General features: G+C 65.0%; 20 protein-coding genes. 7 read left to right on the top strand and 13 right to left on the bottom strand.

Annotation, left to right across the window (positions count from 1 at the left end; all coding sequences use genetic code 11):
• Window positions 1-36: 36 nt before the first annotated feature.
• From OVY29_RS22085 to OVY29_RS22070, 4 genes are read right to left on the bottom strand one after another with little or no spacing between them, the layout of a single operon-like run.
• Window positions 37-792, bottom strand: a complete 756-nt coding sequence (locus OVY29_RS22085; protein WP_313912290.1) for a glucose 1-dehydrogenase — start codon at window positions 790-792, stop codon at window positions 37-39.
• Window positions 793-809: 17 nt separating this feature from the next.
• Window positions 810-2,012, bottom strand: coding sequence for an acetyl-CoA C-acyltransferase (locus OVY29_RS22080; protein WP_313912289.1), 1,203 nt, complete (start codon window positions 2,010-2,012; stop codon window positions 810-812).
• Window positions 2,013-2,016: 4 nt separating this feature from the next.
• On the bottom strand, window positions 2,017-2,394 hold the full coding sequence (locus tag OVY29_RS22075) for a nuclear transport factor 2 family protein (protein ID WP_313912288.1): 378 nt from the start codon (window positions 2,392-2,394) through the stop codon (window positions 2,017-2,019).
• A 41-nt stretch (window positions 2,395-2,435) separates the two neighbouring features.
• Window positions 2,436-3,326, bottom strand: coding sequence for a VOC family protein (locus OVY29_RS22070; protein ID WP_313912287.1), 891 nt, complete (start codon window positions 3,324-3,326; stop codon window positions 2,436-2,438).
• A gap of 379 nt (window positions 3,327-3,705) precedes the next feature.
• Between OVY29_RS22070 and OVY29_RS22065 the strand changes: the two genes are divergently transcribed.
• The 6 genes from OVY29_RS22065 to OVY29_RS22040 are packed head-to-tail and all read left to right on the top strand — an operon-like array spanning window position 3,706 to window position 10,001.
• Window positions 3,706-4,917 (top strand): acyl-CoA dehydrogenase family protein, encoded by a 1,212-nt coding sequence (locus tag OVY29_RS22065; RefSeq protein ID WP_313912286.1) that lies wholly within the window; start codon window positions 3,706-3,708, stop codon window positions 4,915-4,917.
• A 12-nt stretch (window positions 4,918-4,929) separates the two neighbouring features.
• Entirely contained in the window at window positions 4,930-5,748 is an 819-nt protein-coding gene (locus OVY29_RS22060) for an alpha/beta fold hydrolase (protein ID WP_313912285.1), read from the top strand.
• Window positions 5,735-6,523, top strand: a complete 789-nt coding sequence (locus OVY29_RS22055) for a fumarylacetoacetate hydrolase family protein (protein WP_313912284.1) — start codon at window positions 5,735-5,737, stop codon at window positions 6,521-6,523. Before OVY29_RS22060 ends, OVY29_RS22055 begins: the two co-directional genes overlap by 14 nt.
• A gap of 9 nt (window positions 6,524-6,532) precedes the next feature.
• The gene (locus tag OVY29_RS22050; RefSeq protein ID WP_313912283.1) at window positions 6,533-7,477 is read left to right on the top strand and encodes an acetaldehyde dehydrogenase (acetylating); all 945 of its coding nucleotides are present in this window, start codon (window positions 6,533-6,535) and stop codon (window positions 7,475-7,477) included.
• Window positions 7,474-8,532, top strand: coding sequence for a 4-hydroxy-2-oxovalerate aldolase (dmpG, locus tag OVY29_RS22045; RefSeq protein ID WP_313912282.1), 1,059 nt, complete (start codon window positions 7,474-7,476; stop codon window positions 8,530-8,532). The genes OVY29_RS22050 and dmpG overlap by 4 nt, the downstream gene beginning before the upstream one ends.
• Window positions 8,529-10,001 carry an FAD-dependent oxidoreductase gene (locus OVY29_RS22040; protein ID WP_313912281.1) on the top strand — a complete coding sequence of 491 codons (1,473 nt, stop codon included), beginning with the start codon at window positions 8,529-8,531 and terminating at the stop codon, window positions 9,999-10,001. The genes dmpG and OVY29_RS22040 overlap by 4 nt, the downstream gene beginning before the upstream one ends.
• A 110-nt stretch (window positions 10,002-10,111) precedes the next feature.
• On the opposite strand, the gene OVY29_RS22035 is transcribed toward OVY29_RS22040, so the two are convergent.
• The 7 genes from OVY29_RS22035 to OVY29_RS22005 all read right to left on the bottom strand — a co-directional run bounded on the left by OVY29_RS22035 (window position 10,112) and on the right by OVY29_RS22005 (window position 17,691).
• Window positions 10,112-10,984, bottom strand: a complete 873-nt coding sequence (locus tag OVY29_RS22035) for an SDR family NAD(P)-dependent oxidoreductase (RefSeq protein ID WP_313912280.1) — start codon at window positions 10,982-10,984, stop codon at window positions 10,112-10,114.
• 24 nt (window positions 10,985-11,008) lie between these two features.
• Window positions 11,009-12,487, bottom strand: coding sequence for an NAD(P)/FAD-dependent oxidoreductase (locus OVY29_RS22030; protein ID WP_313912279.1), 1,479 nt, complete (start codon window positions 12,485-12,487; stop codon window positions 11,009-11,011).
• Between the two features lie 94 nt (window positions 12,488-12,581).
• Window positions 12,582-13,919, bottom strand: a complete 1,338-nt coding sequence (locus OVY29_RS22025) for an MFS transporter (protein WP_313912278.1) — start codon at window positions 13,917-13,919, stop codon at window positions 12,582-12,584.
• Window positions 13,913-14,782, bottom strand: coding sequence for an SDR family NAD(P)-dependent oxidoreductase (locus tag OVY29_RS22020; RefSeq protein ID WP_313912277.1), 870 nt, complete (start codon window positions 14,780-14,782; stop codon window positions 13,913-13,915). The genes OVY29_RS22025 and OVY29_RS22020 overlap by 7 nt, the downstream gene beginning before the upstream one ends.
• On the bottom strand, window positions 14,782-15,582 hold the full coding sequence (locus OVY29_RS22015) for an acetoacetate decarboxylase family protein (protein ID WP_313912276.1): 801 nt from the start codon (window positions 15,580-15,582) through the stop codon (window positions 14,782-14,784). The genes OVY29_RS22020 and OVY29_RS22015 overlap by 1 nt, the downstream gene beginning before the upstream one ends.
• A 68-nt stretch (window positions 15,583-15,650) precedes the next feature.
• Window positions 15,651-16,661, bottom strand: a complete 1,011-nt coding sequence (locus OVY29_RS22010; protein WP_313912275.1) for a Rieske 2Fe-2S domain-containing protein — start codon at window positions 16,659-16,661, stop codon at window positions 15,651-15,653.
• 154 nt (window positions 16,662-16,815) lie between these two features.
• Window positions 16,816-17,691: a LysR family transcriptional regulator gene (locus OVY29_RS22005; RefSeq protein ID WP_313912274.1), complete on the bottom strand. Its 876-nt coding sequence runs from the start codon at window positions 17,689-17,691 to the stop codon at window positions 16,816-16,818.
• Between the two features lie 124 nt (window positions 17,692-17,815).
• Here OVY29_RS22005 and OVY29_RS22000 point away from each other — a divergent pair, with 124 nt between their 5' ends.
• Window positions 17,816-19,348, top strand: coding sequence for an MFS transporter (locus OVY29_RS22000; protein WP_313912273.1), 1,533 nt, complete (start codon window positions 17,816-17,818; stop codon window positions 19,346-19,348).
• Here OVY29_RS22000 and OVY29_RS21995 read toward each other — a convergent pair.
• Together OVY29_RS21995 and OVY29_RS21990 are read right to left on the bottom strand one after the other, a co-directional pair.
• On the bottom strand, window positions 19,345-20,250 hold the full coding sequence (locus tag OVY29_RS21995; protein WP_313912272.1) for a LysR family transcriptional regulator: 906 nt from the start codon (window positions 20,248-20,250) through the stop codon (window positions 19,345-19,347). The two genes, OVY29_RS22000 and OVY29_RS21995, sit on opposite strands and share 4 nt — an antisense overlap.
• 92 nt (window positions 20,251-20,342) lie before the next feature.
• Window positions 20,343-21,536 carry an amidohydrolase family protein gene (locus OVY29_RS21990; protein ID WP_313912271.1) on the bottom strand — a complete coding sequence of 398 codons (1,194 nt, stop codon included), beginning with the start codon at window positions 21,534-21,536 and terminating at the stop codon, window positions 20,343-20,345.
• Window positions 21,537-21,635 lie beyond the last annotated feature (99 nt).

The following is a 21,635-nucleotide window of genomic DNA, read 5'->3' as shown; positions in this document are numbered from 1 at the left end:
AAGGCCGACACTCCGAGGAAAGCCGGTGACGGGCGCTCAGCGCGCCAGATAGCCGCCGTCGACCGCGAGCGGATGGCCGGTGATGAAGCTCGCCTTGTCCGAACAGAGGAAGATCACCGCGTCGGCGATTTCATGCGCTTCGCCGATGCGGTTCATCGGGTGCATTTCGGCGACGAAGCGCGCCGCGGCTTCCTCCTTCACCACCGCGTCGACCATCGGGGTGCGGATCGCGCCGGGGCAGACCGCGTTGATGCGGATGCCCTGCGCGGCGTAGCGCATCGCCGCCGAGCGCGTCAGGCCGACGACCGCATGTTTCGATCCGCAATAGCCCGCGCCGCCCGCGCCCGCCATGCCGGCGATCGACGCCGTATTGACTATCGCCCCGCGATGCGCGCGCTCCATATGGCGAAGCTCGGCTGCCATGCAGAGCAGCAGCCCGCGCTGGTTGACCGCGATACTGCGGTCGTAGGCGTCGAGGTCACCCCACGGCGTTTCCGTGCCTTCGAGCGCGACCCCCGCATTGTTGAAGGCGCAATCGAGCCGCCCCCAGCGCGCGGCGACATCGTCGACAAAGGCGTCGACCGCTTCGCCATCGGTGACGTCGAGCGCGCCATGATGCGCCTCGCCGCCTTCGGCGCGGATCAGCGCGGCGGTTTCGGCCGCGCCGTCGCCGTTGAGATCGCCGATCGCGACCTTCGCGCCTTCAGCGGCAAAAGCCAGCGCGGCGGCGCGGCCGATACCGCTGCCTCCGCCGGTGACGAACGCGGTTTTTCCTTCGAACAGCAGCGTCATCGCCGCCTCCTTTTGCTTCAGACGATTTCGAACAGGCCTGCGGCACCCATGCCGCCGGCGACGCACATCGAGATCACGGCATAGCGAACGCTGCGGCGCTTGCCCTCGATCAGCGCATGGCCGACGAGCCGCGAGCCCGTCATGCCGAACGGATGGCCGATCGCGATACCGCCGCCGTTGACGTTGAGTTTGTCCGGATCGATGCCCAGCTTGTCGCGGCAATAGAGCGCCTGGCTCGCGAACGCCTCGTTGATTTCCCAGAGGCCGATGTCGTCGACCTTGAGGCCCGCGCGGTCGAGCAGTTTGGGAATGGCAAAGACCGGACCAATGCCCATTTCCTCGGCCTTGCAGCCCGCGACCTGGAAGCCGCGATAGATGCCGAGGATCGGGACACCTTCCTTCTCGGCCATCGCGCGGTCCATCACCACCTGCGCCGAGGCGCCGTCCGAAAGCTGGCTTGCATTGCCCGCGGTGACATGGCGACCTTCCTTGACGACGAGCCCGTCTTTGAACATGGGTTTGAGCGCGGCGAGTTTTTCGGCGGTGGTATCGCCGCGCACGCCCTCGTCATGCGCCAGCGTGACCGCTTCCTCGCCGGTCTCGTTCCCTTCCTTGTCGAACAGCGCCTTGCTGACGGTGATCGGGACGATCTCTTCAGCGAACCGGCCCGCGGCCTGCGCCGCGCCCGCGCGCTGCTGGCTGATCGCCGAGAACTCGTCCTGCGCCTCGCGGCTGACGCCATAACGGTCGGCGACGATCTCGGCAGTCTCGATCATCGCCATATAGGCGTGGGAATCGGCGGCCTTGATGAATTCCGAGCGGTTGCGAAACTGCGGCGCATGCCTGTTTAGCGTCAGCGAGATGCTCTCCATCCCGCCCGCGACCGCGACGTCGATCTCGTCGCACATGATCCCGCGCGCGGCGAGCGCGAGCGCGTTGAGCCCCGACGAGCATTTGCGGTCGAGCGTAAAACCCCCGGTCGAATCGGGAAGCACCGAACCATGAACCGTCAGCCGACCGAGATTATAGCTTTGCGTGTTCCAGTGATTGCCGACGCCCAGATAAACATCGTCGACGCGCGCGGGGTCGATGCCGGCGCGTTCGATCGCGGCGTTGACGACATGCGCCGCGAGCACGGGCGCCTCGGTGTTGTTGAACGCCCCGCGATAGGCCTTGCCGACGCCGGTGCGCGCGGTCGAAACGATCGCTGCTTCGCGCATCCTCTCAGCCCTCGACCGCGCGCATATTGGCGGGGCTCCAATACGCCCGCATCTCGGTCACCTTGCCTTCGCTGTCGAACTTGAAGGTGTCGATCACCTCGATCTCCTTCGGCCCGCCGAAATCGACCAGCACGGTGAAGGCGAAGGCGGCATAGTCGCCGCCGGTGCGCACCGGGCCGTCGAGGCGGAGCTTCGCGCCCGCCTGCATCGACATCGTGTAAAAGGCGTGGATCGCGTCGCGGCCCTGGTGAATCGGCGTGCCGATCGGATCCTCGACCGTTGCTTCGTCGGCATAGAGGTCCGACGCCATTTTGGCGTCGCCTTTGTCGAACGCCTCGACATAGCGCTCGACGGCGCGGACCATTTCCTCGTGGCTGGGCATGATTATCTCTCCGATAGACTGGGCAAAGGATCGGCGCGGCGTCAGCCGCCGAAGTCCCATTGATGGCCCCATTCGTCTTCCTTGATGCTGATCGTCGGGGTGAAGCTGTTCCAATCGGGACGGATGCCGCCGCAACCATATTCGATGTCGAAGCCGCCGGGGCTGCGCATGTAGAAGCTGACCATCTTGTCGTTCATATGCTTGCCGAGGCTCGACGAGATGTGGACGTTCGCCGCCTTCGCGCGGTCGAGAGCGCGGCCGACATCGTCGAGGCCAGGGACTTCGACCATCATGTGGACAAGCCCGCTCGGCACCGGAAATTCGGCGAGCGCCACCGTATGATGCCGCACATTGTCGCAATGGAGGAAATGGAGGCCCAGCCCCGGATCGTCGGGACCGCCGCCCTGCATATAGACGCGCATCTCGTCGCTGTCGCCGAAACCGAGCAACTCGATATAGAAGGCGCGCGTCTCGGCGAGCTTCGCCGCGGGGAGGACGACATGCCCCATCCCCATTTCACCGGTGACGAATTCGGGCACGCCCGCGGGCGAGACGAAGGGGTCGCCGTCGACGACGCGCCCCCAGCCGATTTCGAGCCGGTTGCCCGACGGGTCGGCGCAGCGGACGAATTCGACGACATGGCGTTCCTTCGCCTCCGCCTCCGACGCGGCTTCGATCGCAACGCCGGCATCGCGCAGCCCCGCAATACCGCGATCGAACGCGGCCTTGTCGGTATAGACGAGACCTGCGGCATGGAAACTCTCGGCGTCGGCCTTGCGAATCAGCATACGGAATGGACGCTCGTCCATGCGCAGGCGCAAACCGCCCTTATGGTCGGTCGCGCGCATTCCCAGCACCTGCTCGCCATAGGCGCGCCAAGCTTCGACATTGGCCGTATCGACCACGACATAGGCCAATGACCTGATCGCCATATCTTCATCCCCTGCGAACGGATGCTGCAGCACCCTGAATCGAGCGCAAGCTACAAGCGATATTGGCTCGCATCAAGTATGATACGTAGAGATTTGTCCATAAATTTACGCAAACTGTATATTTTGCCGGATTAAACGCCGCAGTTTGCGGCCGAATAGGCCGTTTCAAAGCCGCGCACGGCGCTACGGCAAGCGACATTTTGCGCATCGCATCCACCCATCCCGATACGCAGGTCGCCCCCTCCAATGGCTCGAAGCGGGATTTTTCGCAGAAACCGGATTGACAGCTTGCGTAGAAAATATCATCATTATCTACGAATATGGGAGCGACATCGCGAAGCAGCCTCCCGCAAGCGCATAAATGCCCCGAGGAGAGCATATGGCCACCGCCCCGCAGCAAGCCGCAGACATCGCCTTGCCCACCCCCGCGCAGCTGATCGAGCGCGCCCGCGCGATGATACCCGCCCTCAAGGCGCGCGCGCGCCAGACGACGCTCGACGGCAATGTGTCCGCAGCGACCGTCGCCGAGATGCAGGATGCGGGCTTCTTCCGTATCCTCCAGCCGAAGCGCTGGGGCGGCTATGAGATGCACCCCAATGTCTTCTTCGAGGTGCAGAAGGCGCTCGCCGAAGGCTGCATGTCGACCGGCTGGATCTATGGCGTGCTCGGTTGCCACCCCTATGAACTCGCGCTCTTCCACGACGAGGCGCAGCGCGAGGTGTGGGGCGACAATGGCGGCGCGATGCTCGTTTCGTCGACCTATCAGCCGGTGGGCAAGGTCGAAAAGGCCGAGGGCGGCTTTTACCTGTCGGGCCGCTGGGGCTTTTCCTCGGGATCGACGCATTGCGGCTGGGTGCTGCTCGGCGCGATCAACTTCGATACGGGCGGCGGCCCGCCCGACATGCGCACCTTCCTGCTTCCGCGCGGCGACTATCAGGTCATCGAGGGGACGTGGGACGTGTTCGGGCTGCAGGGCACCGGCAGCTTCGACATCCTCGTCGAGCGCGTCTTCGTCCCCGAACATCGCACCCACCGGGCGAGCGACGGCTTCGCCTGCAACAATCCCGGCCAGGCCGAGAACGACGGCCCGCTCTATCGCCTGCCCTGGGCGCAGGTTTTCGTCCGCTCGGTGTCGACCGCGGCATTCGGCGGCGCGCGCGCCGCGGTGAATGCCGCGATGGAGATCATGCAGGGCCGCATCTCGACCAACACCGGCAAGGCATCGAAAGCCGATCCTTTGCTCCACGGCGCAATTGCAAAGGCGCACGCGCAGATCCTCGAGATGGAGCTGACGCACCAGACGACCTTCGACCGGCTGATGGCGAAGGGCGAGAGCGGCGAGCCGATCACGCTCGAGGAGCGCGCGCTCTATGCCTATCAAAGCTCGACGGTCGTGCGGCGGCTCGCCGAGCTTGTCGACGGCATGGTCCAGCTGCTCGGAGGCCGCGCCATCTATATGTCGAGCGCGATCATCCAGCCGTGGCTCGACCTCAACGCGGCGCGCGCGCACGTCGCGAACGATCCAGGCAATCGCGTCACCGATGTCGTGATGACACAGCTCGGCGAACCGCCCGCATTCACCTTCATGTAAAAGGAAAAGGCGATGGGAGAGATGAAGGAAGCGACGCACCGGGTAGCGGGCGGCTATGACATCCATATCAAGGAAGCGGGCGAAGGCCCCGCGCTGGTGTTCGTCCACGGCAGCGGCCCCGGCGCGTCGGGGCTGTCGAATTTCCGGCAGAATGTCGACGCGTTCGTCGCGGCCGGCTACCGCGTCATCCTGCCCGACATGATCGGCTACGGCGCCTCGTCGAAGCCCGACGACATCGACTATACGCTGACCCTGTTCACCGACACGCTCTACGAAGCGCTGAAGGCGCACGGGATCGACAAGGCGACGCTGATCGGCAATTCGCTGGGCGGCGGGGTCGCAGCACAGATGGCGCAGGACCATCCCGAATTCGTCGAGCGGCTGATCCTGATGGCGCCCGGCTGCATCGAGGAACTCGACGTCTATTTCGCAATGCCCGGTATCGCCGACATGCGCTCCTCCTTCGGCAGCCCCGACTTCAGCCTCGCCGATCAGCGCCGCCTCGGCGAAAATCTGGTCTACGATCCGAAACACATCACCGATGCGCTGGTCGAGGAGCGCTTCGCGGTCGCAAGCCAGCAGCCCAAGGAGGTGATCACGCGGATGCGGACGCACAATGTCCGCCCGCGGCTCGGCGAGATCAAGGTGCCGATCCTGCTCTTCTGGGGCCAGAACGAACGTTTCATGCCGCTCTCGGGCATCCAGTATTTCTTCGAAGCCTGCGACGATGTGCGCTGCGTGACCTTCAACAAGGTCGGCCACTGGGTGCAGGTCGAGCGCGCGAGCGAGTTCAACCGCTATGCCATCGAGTTCCTCGATGAGCATCGCTGATACGCACGGGCGCGAACTTTACGAGGCGTTGCAGTCGCGCTGCACCGTCGCGCCGCTGGTCGCGCGCGATCCCGCACTGACGATCGACGATGCCTATGCGATCAGCCTCGACTTCCTGTCGCGGCGATTGAAGGACGGCGAGCGCGTCGTCGGCAAGAAGATCGGCGTCACGTCGAAGGCGGTGCAGGACATGCTCGGCGTGCACCAACCCGATTTCGGCTTCCTCACCGACTGGATGCACGTCGAGGGCGATATCGACATCGACGCAAAGGCACTGATCGCGCCGCGCGCCGAGGCCGAGGTCGCTTTCATCCTGAAGGACAGCTTGAACGGCCCCGGCGTAACCGCCGCCGACGTGATCGCGGCGACCGCGAGCATCGCGCCCTGCTTCGAGATCGTCGACAGCCGCATCACCGATTGGAGGATAAGCATCGTCGACACCGTTGCCGACAACGCCTCGTGCGGGGTTTTCGTGCTCGGCAAGGAACGGATCGACCCGCGCGGGCTCGATCTGCCGAACCTGCATGTCGCCGTCGCGAAGAACGGATCGCCGCTTTCCGAAGGCTATGGCCATGCGGTGCAGGGCGACCCCGCGCAGGCTGTGGCGTGGCTCGCGAACACATTGGGCACGCACGGCGTCACGCTCGATGCCGGCGACATCATCCTGTCGGGCAGCCTCGTGCCGCTCGCGCCAGCGGTGAAGGGCGACATCTTCGAAATGATCCTTGGCGACGGCCGCCGCACGCTCGGCCATTGCGTCGCGCGCTTTGTATAAGGAACCACCATGACCCGCGTGAAGGCAGCGATCATCGGTTCGGGCAATATCGGCACCGACCTGATGATCAAGATGATAAAATATCCGCAGAATATGGAGCTGGTCGCGGTCGTCGGCATCGACGAGAAGTCCGAAGGCCTCGCGATGGCACGCGAGCGCGGCGTCGCGACGACGCATGAGGGGCTGGGCGGGCTCAAGGCGATGGACGTCTATCCCGAGATCGGCATCGTCTTCGACGCGACCAGCGCCCATGCACACAAGGTGCATGACGCGGCGCTGCGTGCCGACGGCAAGCAGGTTGTCGACCTGACTCCCGCCGCGATCGGTCCCTATACGATCCCGACGGTCAACGGCGAGGACAACCTCGATGCCGGCAACGTCAATATGGTGACCTGCGGCGGACAGGCGACGATCCCGATGGTCGCCGCGGTCTCCCAAGTCGCCACCGTCCATTATGCCGAGATCGTCGCGTCGGTCTCGTCGCGCTCGGCGGGCCCCGGCACGCGCGCCAATATCGACGAGTTCACCCGCACGACTGCCGGAGCCATCGAAAAGGTCGGTGGCGCCGCGCAGGGCAAGGCGATCATCATTTTGAACCCCGCCGAACCGCCAATGATCATGCGCGACACGGTCTTCACCCTGTCCGAAGGCGCCGACGAGGCGACGATCCGCGCCAGCGTCGAGGCGATGGTGAAGAAAGTGCAGGCCTATGTTCCGGGCTATCGACTGAAGCAGGAGGTGCAGTTCGAGCGTTTCGGCGACAACAACAAGCTCAAAATCCCGGGCCGCGGCGAGTTCACCGGCATCAAGACGATGATCCTGCTCGAGGTCGAGGGCGCGGGCGATTATCTGCCCCCCTATTCGGGCAATCTCGACATCATGACCGCCGCCGCCAAGGCGACCGGCGAACTGCTCGCACAGCGTATCCGCGAAGGAAAGAAGGTGACGGCATGACCGCTCCAAACGCCAAGCGCTTCGACGTCAATGCGGGCGACAAGCTCTATATTCAGGACGTCACGCTGCGCGACGGGATGCACGCGATCCGCCACATGTACGGCATCGACCATGTGCAGGCGATCGCGAAGGCGCTCGACGAAGCCGGGGTTGACGCGATCGAGGTCGCACATGGCGACGGGCTTTCGGGCGCGAGCTTCAACTATGGCTTCGGCGCGCACACCGACTGGGAATGGCTCGAGGCGGTTGCATCGGTGCTGACGAAGTCGGTGCTCACGACATTGATCCTGCCCGGCGTAGGCACGGTCGAGGAACTCCGCCGCGCCTTTGCCCTCGGCGTCCGATCGGTGCGCGTCGCGACGCATTGCACCGAAGCCGACGTATCGAAGCAGCATATCGGCATCGCGCGCGACCTCGGCATGGACGTCGCGGGCTTCCTGATGATGAGCCATATGATCGAGCCCGAGGCACTCGCGAGCCAGGCCTTGCTGATGGAAAGCTATGGCGCCCAGTGCGTCTATGTCACCGACAGCGGCGGCGCGCTCGACATGGACGGGGTGAGGGCGCGGATCGACGCCTACGACCGTGTGCTCAAACCGGAAACGCAGCGCGGCATCCACGCGCATCATAATCTGTCGCTCGGCACTGCGAACAGCATCGTCGCGGCGCAGGCCGGCGCGGTGCGCATCGACGCTAGCCTCACCGGCATGGGCGCGGGCGCGGGCAATGCGCCGCTCGAAGTTTTCATCGCCGCCGCCGACCGCAAGGGCTGGAACCATGGCTGCGACGTCAATGCGCTGATGGACGCCGCGGAGGATCTGGTGCGGCCGTTGCAGGATCGCCCGGTGCGCGTCGATCGCGAAACGCTCGCGCTCGGCTATGCCGGCGTTTATTCGTCCTTCCTGCGTCACGCCGAAAAAGCGGCCGGAACCTATGGCCTCGACACGCGCACGATCCTCGTCGAACTCGGCCGCCGCAAGATGGTCGGCGGACAGGAGGATATGATCATCGACGTCGCGCTCGACATGCTGAAGGCACGCGAGACCGCCGCATGAGCGATTTCACCACCGCTCGCCCCTTTCCTCACGAACAGGTCGAACGCTGGGACGCCGAGACCGATGTCGCGATCGTCGGCTTCGGCGCCGCGGGTGCCTGCGCAGCGATCGAGGCGGCACAGGCGGGGGCAGCCGTGATGCTGTTCGAAGCCGCGTCGGGCAGCGGCGGCGCCTCGGCGCTGTCGGGCGGCGAAATCTATCTCGGCGGCGGCGGCGGCACCGGTGCGCAGCGCGCTGCGGGGTTCGAGGATTCGACCGAAGCGCTCGAAACCTATCTGACGATGGCGGGCGGCCCCGATGCCGACGCCGCGAAGATCGCACTCTATGCGCGCGAAAGCCTCGCTCATTATCAATGGCTCAAGGATCAGGGAATTCCCTACAAAGGGTCGTTCCTTCCCGGCAAAATCATCGAACCCGCCGAAGACGACACCTTGATCTGGTCGGGAAGCGAAGCGGCGTGGCCCTTTTCCGAAGCCGCGACGCCCGCGCCGCGCGGCCACACGATCCAGTTCATGGGCTGGGGCGGCGGGCGCAAGCTCGTCGACATCCTCGAAGCGCGTGTCCGCGCGCTCGGGGTCGATGTCCGCTGCGACGCGCGCGTGCTATCGCTGATCGCCGACGCGGGCGCGCGCATCACCGGGCTCGTCGTGCGCATCGACGGTACGCCGCAATATATTCGCGCGCGGGGGGGCGTGATCCTCGCGACCGGCGGCTTCTGCATGAACCAGGACATGCTCCGCCGCTACGCGCCGCAAACGCTGCGCCTCAGCGAACCGATCGGCGAGAATGACAATGGCTCGGGCATTTTGATGGGCATGGGCGCCGGCGGCGACGCGATCCACATGGACGAGTTTTTCACCACCTGCCCGTGGATCATGCCCGAAAGCCTGGTGAAAGGCATTTTCGTCAACGAGCGCGGCCAGCGTTTCATCAACGAGGATTGCTATCATGGCCGCGTCAGCCGGACTATGCTCGACCAGCCCGGCGACCGCGTCTTCCTCCTCGTCGACAACGCGATTTTCGCGCGGCCGCTCGATCTCGCACGGATCGAGATCGCGGCGGTGGGCGACAGCTGGGAAGAGGTGGAACGCGAGCTTGGTTTGCCCGAAGCGACGCTGGCGCCGACCGTGCACACCTTCAACCGCTACGCCGCCGAAGGCCATGACCCGGTCTTTCACAAAGCGCCGGAATGGCTGAAAGTGCTGGACGAAGGGCCGTTTGCGGCGCTGGAGCTCGATATCCGCACCAGCTTCTTTTCCTTCTTCACGCTGGGCGGCCTCAACACCCGTCCGTCGGGCGAAGTGCTCGATCGCACCGGCCGCGTCGTTCCCGGCCTCTACGCCGCGGGCCGCGCGACGTCGGGCCTACCCCGTTGGGGGCATGGTTACAGCTCGGGCCTCAGCCTCGCCGACTGTACCTTTTTCGGCCGCATGGCGGGGCGGAATGCGGCAAGTGCTGGCTTACCTTAACTCCACACCGTTTGCCCTGAGCTTGTCGAAGGGCCGTTCTTTCTTTGCGACGCCGCAAGAAGAACGGTGCTTCGACAAGCTCAGCACGAACGGAAATTTAAACTCGCTGCTCAGTAAACCACCGCCGGATTGGGATCGCGCGGGCTGCCGAGCATCTCGCGATGCGACGGCGGCGTCTTGCCGCGATCGGTGATGCCGTAACGCCCCGCGATCTCGGCGCCGATCAGCGTGTGCCCCGAAAGCTCGTCGCCCTTGGGGTCGCCGGCGATCGCGTGGATGATATGCCCGGTGAACTGCGGCATCTCGGCCATGGCCATGAAGCCTTCATATTGCTCCTTGTGCACCTCGGCGGCGTTCAGCGCACGCTCGGTGATCTGCGGCCCGAGCCAGATCGACACCGCGCGCACCCCGTGCGGCTTGAAATCGACCGCCATGTCGTGCGCCAGCTTGTCGACGCCGGCCTTCTGCGCGCCATAGGCGGGGCCGTGCATATAGCAGCTTGCGCCGAAGGAAGAGGTGAAGGCGATTAGGCCCGATCCCTGCTCGACCATCATTTTCGCCGCATGCCAGCTCGCGACATAGGCCGAGCGGAGCCCGACATCGATGATCCCGACCGCCTCCAGCTCCTTTTCCCAGAAGGGCGCCTGCTCGATCAGCTGGTGATGGATATGCGTCGCATTGTTGACGAGGATGTCGAGCCGACCAGCCTCGGCGCGCACCCGATCGAACAGCGCGGCGATCTGCGCATCGTCGCCATGGTCGCACGCGACCGCGATCCCCCTGCCCCCCGCCGCCGTGACCGCCGCCGTGGTTTCGTGGATCGTTCCCGCGAGCGGCTTGCCATCCCAGCCGACCGCGTCACTCTGGTCGACGCTGCGCCCGGTGACGAACACCGTCATGCCCTTTTCGCCGAGCCCGATCGCGATGCCCTTGCCCGCACCGCGGCTCGCGCCCGTCACGACGGCGATTGCCGGATTCGTCATATGCGTCTCCTCGAATGCGCCCCGTCAGGCCGGAAGCCTGGCGTCCACCATCTCGAAATCGGCGAAGTCGGGCGCGGCCATCACTTCGGCGAAGCGGCCATAGCTCCACGGCCAGGTCATCGGCACGCCGTCTTTGCCGAGATACCAGCTCGAACAGCCCGACGCGAAGATCGTGCCCCGCGCCGCCTCGGTGCGCGCTTCGTCATAGCGTGCCATTGCCTCGCCAGTGACGCAGATTTCGGCGCATTCGCCGCTCGTCACCTTGTCGAGCAACTGCTCGATATAGCCCCATTGGCGCTCGGCGACGTCGATCAGCGAGAAATTGCCGACCGGCCCCGTCGGCCCATTCAAAAAGAAGAAGTTCGGGAAATCGGGGAGCGAGATCGCATTATAGGCGGCGGCGTGGCTGCTCCACATGGCGTCGAGCGACGCACCGCCGCGCCCCGTCACCACCGCCGGCCGGATGAAGCGGTCGGCGTGGAAACCCGTCGCGAGGATGATGAGGTCGAGTTCGTGGAGCACGCCATCCTTGGTGCGTATACCCGCGGGCTCGACCCGCTCGATCCCCTCGATCACGATGTCGACGTCATGCTGCTGCACGACCTGATAATAGTCGGGCGAGAAAATGAGCCGCTTGCACGCCGCGCGGTAATCGGGGCGCAATTTTTCGCGCAGCACCGGATCGGCGACCCCCTGTTCCAGATTGTCGCGCACGATCGTCTCGATGATGTGCATCTCTTCGCTGTCGGGCTTGATGATGCCCTCGGTGAAGCGGAACACATTGGCGAGATATTCGGGGTCGTAGCGGATCGCGTCGATCAGCGCCGGGTCCTTGCGGAACGCCGCGCGCTGCTCCTCGCTATAGGGGATGTTCGGCATCGGCATGATCCATTGCGGCGAGCGCTGGAAATGGCTGAGCTGGCTCGCGCGGTCCGCGAGTGCCGAGACGAGTTGCACCCCCGTCGAGCCGCTGCCGACGACGCCGATCCGCTGCCCGTCAAGCGGGATAGTCTCGTCCCAGCGCGCGCTGTGCGCGATGGTGCCGGCGAAACTCTCGAGCCCTTCGATCTCGGGCATCCGCGGATGGTGGAGCACGCCGGTCGCGGTGATGACGACGTCGGCCTCGAGGGTCATCCCCGCCTTGGTCGTGACGGTCCAGACGCCGTCGTCATAGGTGCAGCTGTCGACCTCCTGCCCGAAATGCGCGATCTCGCGCAGATCGAAGCGGGCGGTGACATCCTCGAAATAATCCTGGATTTCGGGCCCCGGCGCCAGATAGCTGCTCCATTCGGCGTTCGGCGCGAAGCTGTAGGTATAGGCGTGCGCGGGAACGTCGCAATTGAGCCCCGGATAGCGGTTTTCGCGCCAAGTGCCGCCGACCGTATGCGCCTTTTCGAGCAGGGTGACGTTGCGATGGCCGGCCTCGCGGAGCCTTATGCTCGCCAATATCCCCGACATGCCCGCCCCGATGACGACATATGCCAAATCCAGATTGCGCCGCACGCTGTCCACTCCGCTTGATTGTTTCGCTATTCCTCCTTCCCTAAGCAGCCCCGTCGGGCCCGACATCACTCAAACGGACCATATCGTAGGCCGGTCAGCCTTCGACCGCGCGCCGGTAGTGCGGCAACGCGACGAGCAGCAGCGCAACGATCAGCGGCAGCACGACCGCGCCGGCGATCGCGATCGAATAGCCGAGCGCCGCCTGATCGCCGAAACCGAAATCGGTGATCGCAGCGATGACGCTGGCACCGAGCCCGGTGCCGATCAGATTGACGCAGAGCAGCGAGATCGCGGTGACCTGACCGCGCAGCTGGTTCGGCGTCACATCCTGAATAGCGGTGAGCATCACCCCCTGCGACGCCTGCCCGATCAGCGTGCCCACTGCCATCATCGTCAGCGACAGGAAGGCCGTCGGCATCAGCGGCGCGGCGATCAGCGGCAGGCCTTTGAGGATCGTCGCGATCAGCACGACGCGCATGTTCGCGTCGGCGCGCCCGCTCTGCATCAGCCGCCCCGCGAACCAGCCGCCCGACAGCGTGCCGATGGTGCCGCAGGTCAGCATGATCATCCCGTAAGACATCCCCACTTCGGCGGGGCTCATGCCATAGCTGCGGATCAGGAAAGTCGGAAACCACAGCGCCGTGCCAATCGCCAAAAGGGCAATCAGCGCGAGCGAGCCGATCAGCGAACCGAACAGCGCCCAGCGCTGCGAAATATAATCGAACCCTTCGCGCAAACTGCTTTGCACCGACAGATTCGCCGCGAGTTCCTGTCGCGCCGGCTCGCGGATCATCATCATCAGCGCGGCGACGATCAATCCGGGCGCCGCAACGCACAGGAACACCATCTGCCACGGTTCGAAACTGCCGAGCCATGGCAATGTCGCGCCACCGGCTTTCGTGAAACGCGCGAGCAACCAGCCGCCGATCAACAGCGCGAGGCCGCCGCCGATCGGATAGCCGATCGCATAGAAACTGATCGCGAGCGCGCGCCGACGCCGCTCGAAATAGTCGCTGATCAACGAATAGGCGGTCGGACTCAGCGTCGCTTCGCCGACGCCGACGCCAACGCGCGCGAGGAAGAGCCCGATGAAGCTGCTGGTAAAGCCGCAGGCCGCGGTCATCGCCGACCAGAACAGCACCCCCCAGACGATCAGCGTCGCGCGCCTTTTGGTGCGGTCGACGAAGCGGCCGATGGGCAGCGCGGCGATGCTGTAGAGCAAGGAAAAGGCAAAGCCCTGGAGCAGGCTGATTTCGAAATCGCTGAGGTTCAGATCGCGCTGGATCGGCTCGACCATCAGGGTCAGCACGCGCGCGTCGATCGCGCTGAAGCAATAGCCTACGAACAGGATCGCGACGACGAGCCAGCGATAGATGCCGCGCGGGGGCGCGGCCTCGCGCGCGGGTGCGTCTGACGACGCGACGCTCACCATGCCGAGGGCGGGTCCCGCCGCGCCAAAATCTGTTCGGTACGCGCCGCGATCAACACATCATTCTCCCCGCTCTCGGGCAGCAGCCAGAAGCGCCCCGCGCGCACGCCGTCAAGCGCGAAGGCCGAAACCTCGTCGGGCTCGGTCAGTTTGAGCTGGAGTCCGGTCGTGCGCACTAGATCCTCCATCGTGCGATAGGCGACCTTCGTCTGCGCTTCATTCTCGACATAATCGGCCGGCCGCACCTCGCCCGACGCCATGATCGCGGTGTTGACCGTGTGCGGGCCGGGAAAGAGCACCGCGGCGCGCAGCTTGCCGCCCTCGCGCAGAAGCTGCTGGTGCAGCACTTCGGAAATGCTGGTGACCGCGGCCTTGGTCGCGGCATAGATCGGCGTATTGGGAAGCGAGCGCAGCCCGCCGTTGGTCGAGCTGGTGTTGATCACCACGCCTTCCTCGCCCGCCTCGATCATGCGCGGCACGAACGCCGCGATGCCGTGGACGACGCCGAGGACATTGACGTCGATCCCCCAGCGCCAGTCGCTGAGCGGCAGGGTCCAGATCTTGCGCTGCGCCTCGCCGAGGCCGACCCCGGCATTGTTGAAGAGCAGATGCACGGTGCCGAAACGCTCGAACACCCAGTCGGCGAGCGCACGTACCGACGCCTCTTTGGTCACGTCGCATGCGATCGCCAGCACCTCGCCGCTACCCAGCGCGTCGATCTCCGCGCGCACCGCTTCGAGCCGCCCCGGATCGATATCGGCGATCACGACATGCGCGTCGGCGCGCGCGAGGTCGGCGCAAAGGCATTTGCCGACCCCGCTCGCCCCGCCGGTAACGACCGCCACCCGGCCCGAAAAATCCCGCATCAGGCGGCCTTCCGCGCGCCGAGTTCGAGGCCGGTGTTACGCGGGTCGTCGTGACGCCCGACCCAGTGCGGTGCGATCCACTCGCCGGGCACCTTGCGCAGCAATGTGCCGCCGGTCGCGGTGCCGCCCTCGACATATTCCATGTCGATCAGGCGGCGGACCGGGATGTCGGCGAGCGGATCGTACGGCGACTCGCGGAGCGTGATCGTCCCCGTCATCGCGCGGCGACCGCTGTAGTTGCGCTGCCAATTGAGGCGGGTGAGGAAGACGTCGCCGTCGAACTCGCCGGGCGTGTCGATCGACGGCATGCCCTTGTAGCAGAAGAGATGCTCCTCGAAGGTCAGCGGCGCGTCGATCGCTTCGCCGATCGTGCCTTCGATCTCGAAATAGGCGACGCCGTGACGCGAGCAGGTTGCGCGCAGATGGTCGCCGTTCCGCTCGAAATGCGTCTCGGCGATCTTCTTGGGCTCACCGAAACGCTCGCGGCCCGAGGTGACGACGGTTTCGCCCTCCATCGCCATGTGGAAGCAATAGGCGCCGGGCGCTCCCTCGTGGGTGCAGTTGACCCCGACGGTCAGCGCGCCGATTTCGACCGTGTCGGTCTCGGTGACGTGCATCGCGACATGGACCATCTGCAGCCAGATTTCGGGGCGCTCGATTGCAACGAGCGGCTGCGGCAACAGCGCCGCGATCACCTCTGGATCGGTTTCATAGGTGGCGCGGATTCCGTAGACGGTGTTCTTGAGCATCCCCGGCGCGCGCGTTTCGACGGGCCCCTGAACATAACGCAATCTCGACATCGCAATTCTCCCGATGGCGCCCGCGGGCGCGGTGAGCGGATCGATCCGCATGGAATGAAAAATGGCTGTTATTCGGCCGCTTCGACGAGGCGGCTTCCGTCGGGCCCGTCGGCATAAAATTGCTCGAAATAGCGGCGGAAGCGCAGGATCGGTCCGTCGCCGTCGCAGAGGTACGGCCGCGCGCGGTGGATCTTGTTGTGCCAGATCGGAATGTCGCCCTCGACGCCCTTCTGCCCGCAGGTGCTTTCGATCGCCGCCTCGATCGCCTTTTCCTGCGGCGATCCGGGCTCGACCTTGGGATGGGTGAAACAGAAGCGCAGCTCGACATCGTCGGCCTCGACCGGGGTCGCGATCACGAGCAGCGAGAGCTCGACAAGCCCGCTCAGCCGCGTGAACTTCTGTCCCGCACCGTTCTGCACCGTCTCGACCGAATAGGGGAGCTGCTTGCGCTCACCCGTCGGCAGGTCGATCGTGCGGTGGCCGCGCGCGACGCTGCGCCGCCGCACGCCATCATAATCGGTCTCGCCCTCAGGCACCGCGTCCATCGCATGGACATAGGCGAAATGCGCGACATCGACGCCATTCTCGGCAATTTCCTGCGGGTTGCTGGCAAAGCGCCATTCGCGCTTGGTCGGTTCGGCAAAGGCGGGATCGGTGAATTCCGGATAGTCGATAACGTCGAACATCGGCACCACGTCATCAGGGTGATACCAGGCCCAGATGACGCCGCTCTTTTCGGTCACCGGATAGGACTTCGCCAGCGGCTCGCGTTTCGCGCGCGGCGGAAAGGCTTTGGCATAGGGGATCTTGCTGCAGAAACCGTCGGGACGGAACGCCCAGTGGTGAAAGGGGCAGCGAATGCTGTCGCCGTCGACCGTGCCACCATGCCCCATATGCGCGCCGAGGTGCGGGCAATAGGCATCGAGCAGCCCGGCCTCGCCGCTTTCGCCCCGGAACAGCACGAGGTCGCGCCCGAAATAATGGACCGGCCGGACATCGCCGACCTTCAGCTCGGCGCCATAGCCGACCCCGAACCAGCCATAGGGGATGGGCATCGGAAAGCGTTCAACCTTTGGCAACGTCAGTCTCCCGGATGGCCGTCCTTTCCGGGCGGCTCTTGTCGGGCGAGTGTATCGATTGCGCCGCGCGGGGTAAGACCCAAATGGCGCACAGTTTGTGCGTGGTGAAGAACAATGCGGCCGGGCCGGCGCCAAACCACCTATTCGCGGTCGGTCAAGGCCCCGTGTCCACCGGCGTCCCGGGCGCCTCCATGGCGACGAGCATTTCGCCGAAGGCGCGCGCTGCCGGAGAAGCCGCCCCGCCGCTGCGGATCAGCATGAAATCGGCGCTGGGCAGGGCCGGGAGGCCGTAATCGCCATCGAGCAGGCGTAGCCCGGGTTCCAGATCGCTACGCATCAGCACAGCGACGGCCAGCCCCGATTTGACCGCCGCACGGAGGCCCTGTTCGCTCGGCGAGGTGAAGGCAATGTGCCAGTCGATCGGTGTCGCTTCGAGCGCGGCGACCCCCATCAGCCGGTTGATGCAATTCGGGGGATGGAAGGCCAGCGGCAGCGACGCGCCCGCGGACAACAGGAAATTGTCGGCCGCGACCCATGCGAATTCCGCCCGCCGCAGCGGGATGCCGCCCTTCTCGCCGCCGGCGGTCGAGAGCACGATGGCGAGGTCCAGCTCCTCGGCCGCGATCATCGTGCTGAGATCGAGATAGCTACTCACATGAACGTCGAGCCGCACCGCAGGAAAAGCGCGCGAGAATTGGCAGAGCAGCGCCGGCAATCGCTCGCCCATGAACGCCTCCGGAGCGCCAAAGCGCACGACGCCCGAAACCGGAGAGGGACGGAAGCGTTGCGCGAGCGCATCGAGGCCGGCGAGAATTTCGCGCGCATGCAGCAGGAGGTCCTCGCCGTCGTCGGTCAGCGTCAGCCGCCGCGTCGTGCGACGGATCAGCGCCCGCCCGACCTGTTCCTCAAGCCGCCGGATCTGGTGGCTCACGGCTGGTTGGGTGAGATTCAACCGGCGAGCGGCCCGCGTGAAGCCGCCCGTCTCGCTGACCGCCACGAAAGCGCGCAGAAGTGTCGGATCAATATCCACGGCTCCACATTAATTACAATTAATTATAAATTCTAGAAAATAAAATCATTTCCGTCATCACTTGCTCCGCCCCAGATAGCGCACCGACCGGGCAGACGGCCCGGACGCTCGAAAGGTGCCGCCTATGTCCCTCCCCCCTGCCCGCAAAAACGCGTTGGCCCTGCTCGCAGTGTGCCTTGGCGCGCTGATGTTCGGCCTCGAGATTACAAGTGTCCCGGTGATCCTGCCGAGCCTCGAAGAGGTGCTTCAGGGCGACTTCCGGGAACTGCAGTGGGTCATGAACGCCTATACGCTCGCGTGCACGACCGTGCTGATGGCGACCGGAACATTGGCCTACCGTTTCGGCCGCAAGCGCGTCTTCATGGTCAGCGTGACCGCGTTCGGCGCCACCTCGGCGCTTTGCGGCCTTGCCGACAGCATGGCGCTGCTCATCGCGGGCCGGTTGCTGCAAGGCCTTGCCGGCGGGGCCATGCTGATCTGTTCGATCGCGCTGCTCTCGCACCAGTTTCAGGATGCCCACGATCGTGGCCGCGCCTTTGCGACGTGGGGGGTCGTCTCGGGAATCGGCCTCGGCTTCGGCCCGATCGTCGGCAGCGCGATTATCGCACTGGCGGGCTGGGAATGGATCTTTCTTGTCCATCTTCCGCTCGCGCTCCTGACCCTTATGGTTGCGGCGGCCGCGATAACCGAATCGCGCGACCCCGATGCCAGCCGCCTCGATGTAGCGGGAATTGTAACCCTCTCGCTGACGGTCTTCGGGCTTGTCTATGTCATCACCCAAGGCGCCGCGCTTGGCCTTTCCGCCTCGATCGCGATTGCTGCCGCCACGGGCCTCTGCTTCGCGGCCTTCCTGTTCGCCGAGCGGCGGCAGACGCATCCGATGTTCGATTTTTCGGTCTTTCGGAACTGCCGCTTTTCGGGCGCCATCCTCGGCTGCATCGCCATGAATCTCAGCTATTGGCCGTTCATGATCTATCTGCCGATCTATCTTCAGATCGGCCTCGACTACGACACGCTGACCACCGGCCTGTGTCTGCTCGCCTACACATTGCCGGCGCTGATCTTTCCGCCGCTGGGCGAGCGCATGTCGCTGCGATACGGGCCGGGCGTCGTCATTCCGTTCGGCCTCGCCACGATCGGCATGGGCTTCATCGCCATGAAGTTCGGGAGCATCGCGGCACAGCCGGGCTGGCTGACGATGTTGCCCGGCATGCTGCTCGCGGGCATCGGGATCGGGATCACCAATACGCCGGTGACCAATACGACGACGGCCTCGGTCTCCCCGAGCCGCGCCGGCATGGCGTCGGGCATCGACATGAGCGCGCGGCTGATCACGCTGGCCGTAAACATCGCGCTCATGGGCATCATTCTCGTCGAAGGGATCGCCGCCGCCCTGCGACACGCCGCCCCGACGGGGGTCGATCCGACGCAGTTGCGGACTGCGGCGGAGGCGGTCGCGGCCGGTCAGGCGGCGATCGGTAACCTGCCGGAGGCGGTCGTGCAGCAAGGGCTGACCGCCGGTTTCGGTCTCGTCATGATCTATGGCGGTGCCGCGGCCCTGATACTGGCGGTCTTGAGCTTTGTCCTCTTCCGCCCCGGCCGTGAAGCCCCGCGCCTTCGCCCGGAGGACGAAACGGGTAGCGGCTATGCGCTCTAATATCGCGCCGCGAGCGACGCCGCCATCGACGGGCGGACCTTCACGCGCGAGAATTGGCGGACCAGATAATCGATGAAGGCGCGCGTCGCGACCGACATGATCCCCGGCGAATAGACGACCCAGCATTTGCGGTCGTAGAAGGACCATTCGGCGTCGAGCGCAAGCATCCCGCCGCTCGCGAGATCCTGCCGCACGATGCTGACCGGCAGGCTCGCGATACCGAGCCCCTTGCGCGCCGCGCTGCGCAGCGCGATGCCGCTGTTGCTCATCCAGCGCGGATTGACCTTCACGCTGACCTCGTCGTTGAAACTCATGGTCGCGCTAAGGTCGGTCAGGCAGTCGTGTTCGATCAGCTCCTGCGGCGTTTCGGGCCAGCCGCGCGCGGCGACATATTGGGGGGCAGCGCACAGGCAATAGGAGAGATAGCCGAAGGTGCGCGCGCGCAGGTTCGAATTGGGCAGGACACCGTAACGGATGACGACGTCGAACCGCTCCTGCACGATCTCATTCTCGTTGAGATAGGCGATCGGCTCGATCACGATGCCGGGGTGGTCGGTGCTGAATTCGGCGAGCAGCGCCGACATGAAGTCCGACCCGAAGATGTCGCTGAGACCCACGCGCAGGCGCCCGACGGGTTCGGTGCTATAACGCCCGACCTGCTTTTCGACCTCGCTGAGGCGCATTTGCAACTCGGCGCATTCGCGGTGGAAGCTTTCGCCCGCGCCGGTCAGCGACAGGCGGCGCGTGGTGCGGACGAGCAACTGAACGCCCAGCCGCTCCTCCAGTTCATGCACCGTCTTGCTGATATAGGATTTGGAAACCCCCAGATGATCGCCCGCGGCAGTGAAACTGCCCTGCTCGACAACCGTCAGAAATTCCTCGATTCCACGCCAGCTCGACATCGTCCCATCCCAAAAGGCCGGGATGCTCTATCAAGCAGGCGCCCGATTGCAATTGGCTATCGGCCCTCCCCTAAAAGAGAGGGCCCGGTTCGTCACTCCGCCGCCTGCTTGACGAACAGTTCGCGGCGCGGGCCGATTTCGCCCGCGACCTTCCACAGCGCGTCGGCATCGACATCGTAAACGTCGAGCGCGTTGATCCCGAGCATCGCCTGGATGTCGTCGTCGGGCAGGCCGCCGAGGCTGACCGTCATCTTCTCGAGCGTGCTCGGCCAGGTGCCCTCGGGGTGCGGATAGTCGGTGCCCCACAGGATACGGTCGACGCCGATGTCGTAATAGGCCTGCGTCGTTTCCTCGTCGGGGAGCGCCGAACAGCCGACCCACACGTTGCGCGCGAAATACTCGCTCGGCTTCATGCTCATATTGGCATAATAATCGCCGAGCTTGCCGCTCGTGTGCTTGGCCGAGGCGCGGATGTCCATGAGCTGCATCACCCACGGGAACCAGAATTCGCCGCCCGCCTCGGTGAAGCAGACCTTGAGCTCGGGATACTCCTCGAACACCCCGCCGAAGGTCATCGACCACAGCGGCCGCGTCATCCAGAAGGCGAATTCGCACAGATAGGTGCCGATCCAGCCGGGCTGCGTCGTGTCATAGGCCGGCGCGCCCCCCGAATGGAAATGCAGCGGCATGTTATAGTCCTGGAGCATCGCCCAGATGCGGTGATATTTGGTGTGGTTATAAAGGTCGTACCCCTCGGTCAGCGCCGGGAAGAACACGCCTTTCAGGCCGTTCTTGCGCGCCCATTCGATCTCCTTCGCGGTTTCGTCGAGATCGTAGAGCGCGGGGATCACCGCGAGGCCGATGCGGCGATGCGGATCGTCCTGACAGAATTCGGCGAGCCAGCGGTTGTGCGCGCGGGCGCCCGCCCATTGCAGCTCGGCACGCGCGGCATTGGGCTTCAGCCCGATGTCGGCGCCGAAGGGCGGCGCGTTGCGTTCGGTGATCCCGTCGGGGAACAGCACCTCGGCCGCGACGCCATCCTGATTGAGCACGCGGTTGCGGATCGTGCCGTCCCACGCGCCCTCGAGCCCGTCGCCGACGCGCGCGCGCCACTTGGTGTTGAAATCGTCGATCAGGAAGCGCTTTTCATGCTCCTCGCGCGCCTTGATCTCGAGCTGCACCGTCTCGTCGAACTTCGCGTGATATTTCGCTTCGAGATAGTCGCGATAACGCTCGGGCGGGAGGCCGACGTGGCCGTCCGACGAGATGACAAGATAACGGTCCATATTTCCTCTCCGCTTCATTTTTTCCAGATGCGCGCCCCGCGCCGGCTCAAGCCTGAGCGGGCGCATCGCCATGCCCCGACACTATGCGCTTCGCGCGCG

This window comes from Sphingopyxis sp. SE2, assembly GCF_032227185.1.
Taxonomy (GTDB): domain Bacteria; phylum Pseudomonadota; class Alphaproteobacteria; order Sphingomonadales; family Sphingomonadaceae; genus Sphingopyxis.
The sequence above is the reverse complement of the archived record's forward strand: the minus strand, read 5'-3'. Positions and strand labels throughout refer to the sequence as shown.

Bases quoted from the DNA above. Each gene is read 5' to 3' on its own strand.
- OVY29_RS22085 (WP_313912290.1), bottom strand. From the start codon at position 792: ATGACGCTGCTGTTCGAAGGAAAAACCGCGTTCGTCACCGGCGGAGGC.
- OVY29_RS22080 (WP_313912289.1), bottom strand. From the start codon at position 2,012: ATGCGCGAAGCAGCGATCGTTTCGACCGCGCGCACCGGCGTCGGCAAG.
- OVY29_RS22075 (WP_313912288.1), bottom strand. From the start codon at position 2,394: ATGCCCAGCCACGAGGAAATGGTCCGCGCCGTCGAGCGCTATGTCGAG.
- OVY29_RS22070 (WP_313912287.1), bottom strand. From the start codon at position 3,326: ATGGCGATCAGGTCATTGGCCTATGTCGTGGTCGATACGGCCAATGTC.
- OVY29_RS22065 (WP_313912286.1), top strand. From the start codon at position 3,706: ATGGCCACCGCCCCGCAGCAAGCCGCAGACATCGCCTTGCCCACCCCC.
- OVY29_RS22060 (WP_313912285.1), top strand. From the start codon at position 4,930: ATGGGAGAGATGAAGGAAGCGACGCACCGGGTAGCGGGCGGCTATGAC.
- OVY29_RS22055 (WP_313912284.1), top strand. From the start codon at position 5,735: ATGAGCATCGCTGATACGCACGGGCGCGAACTTTACGAGGCGTTGCAG.
- OVY29_RS22050 (WP_313912283.1), top strand. From the start codon at position 6,533: ATGACCCGCGTGAAGGCAGCGATCATCGGTTCGGGCAATATCGGCACC.
- dmpG (WP_313912282.1), top strand. From the start codon at position 7,474: ATGACCGCTCCAAACGCCAAGCGCTTCGACGTCAATGCGGGCGACAAG.
- OVY29_RS22040 (WP_313912281.1), top strand. From the start codon at position 8,529: ATGAGCGATTTCACCACCGCTCGCCCCTTTCCTCACGAACAGGTCGAA.
- OVY29_RS22035 (WP_313912280.1), bottom strand. From the start codon at position 10,984: ATGACGAATCCGGCAATCGCCGTCGTGACGGGCGCGAGCCGCGGTGCG.
- OVY29_RS22025 (WP_313912278.1), bottom strand. From the start codon at position 13,919: ATGGTGAGCGTCGCGTCGTCAGACGCACCCGCGCGCGAGGCCGCGCCC.
- OVY29_RS22020 (WP_313912277.1), bottom strand. From the start codon at position 14,782: ATGCGGGATTTTTCGGGCCGGGTGGCGGTCGTTACCGGCGGGGCGAGC.
- OVY29_RS22015 (WP_313912276.1), bottom strand. From the start codon at position 15,582: ATGTCGAGATTGCGTTATGTTCAGGGGCCCGTCGAAACGCGCGCGCCG.
- OVY29_RS22000 (WP_313912273.1), top strand. From the start codon at position 17,816: ATGTCCCTCCCCCCTGCCCGCAAAAACGCGTTGGCCCTGCTCGCAGTG.
- OVY29_RS21995 (WP_313912272.1), bottom strand. From the start codon at position 20,250: ATGTCGAGCTGGCGTGGAATCGAGGAATTTCTGACGGTTGTCGAGCAG.
- OVY29_RS21990 (WP_313912271.1), bottom strand. From the start codon at position 21,536: ATGGACCGTTATCTTGTCATCTCGTCGGACGGCCACGTCGGCCTCCCG.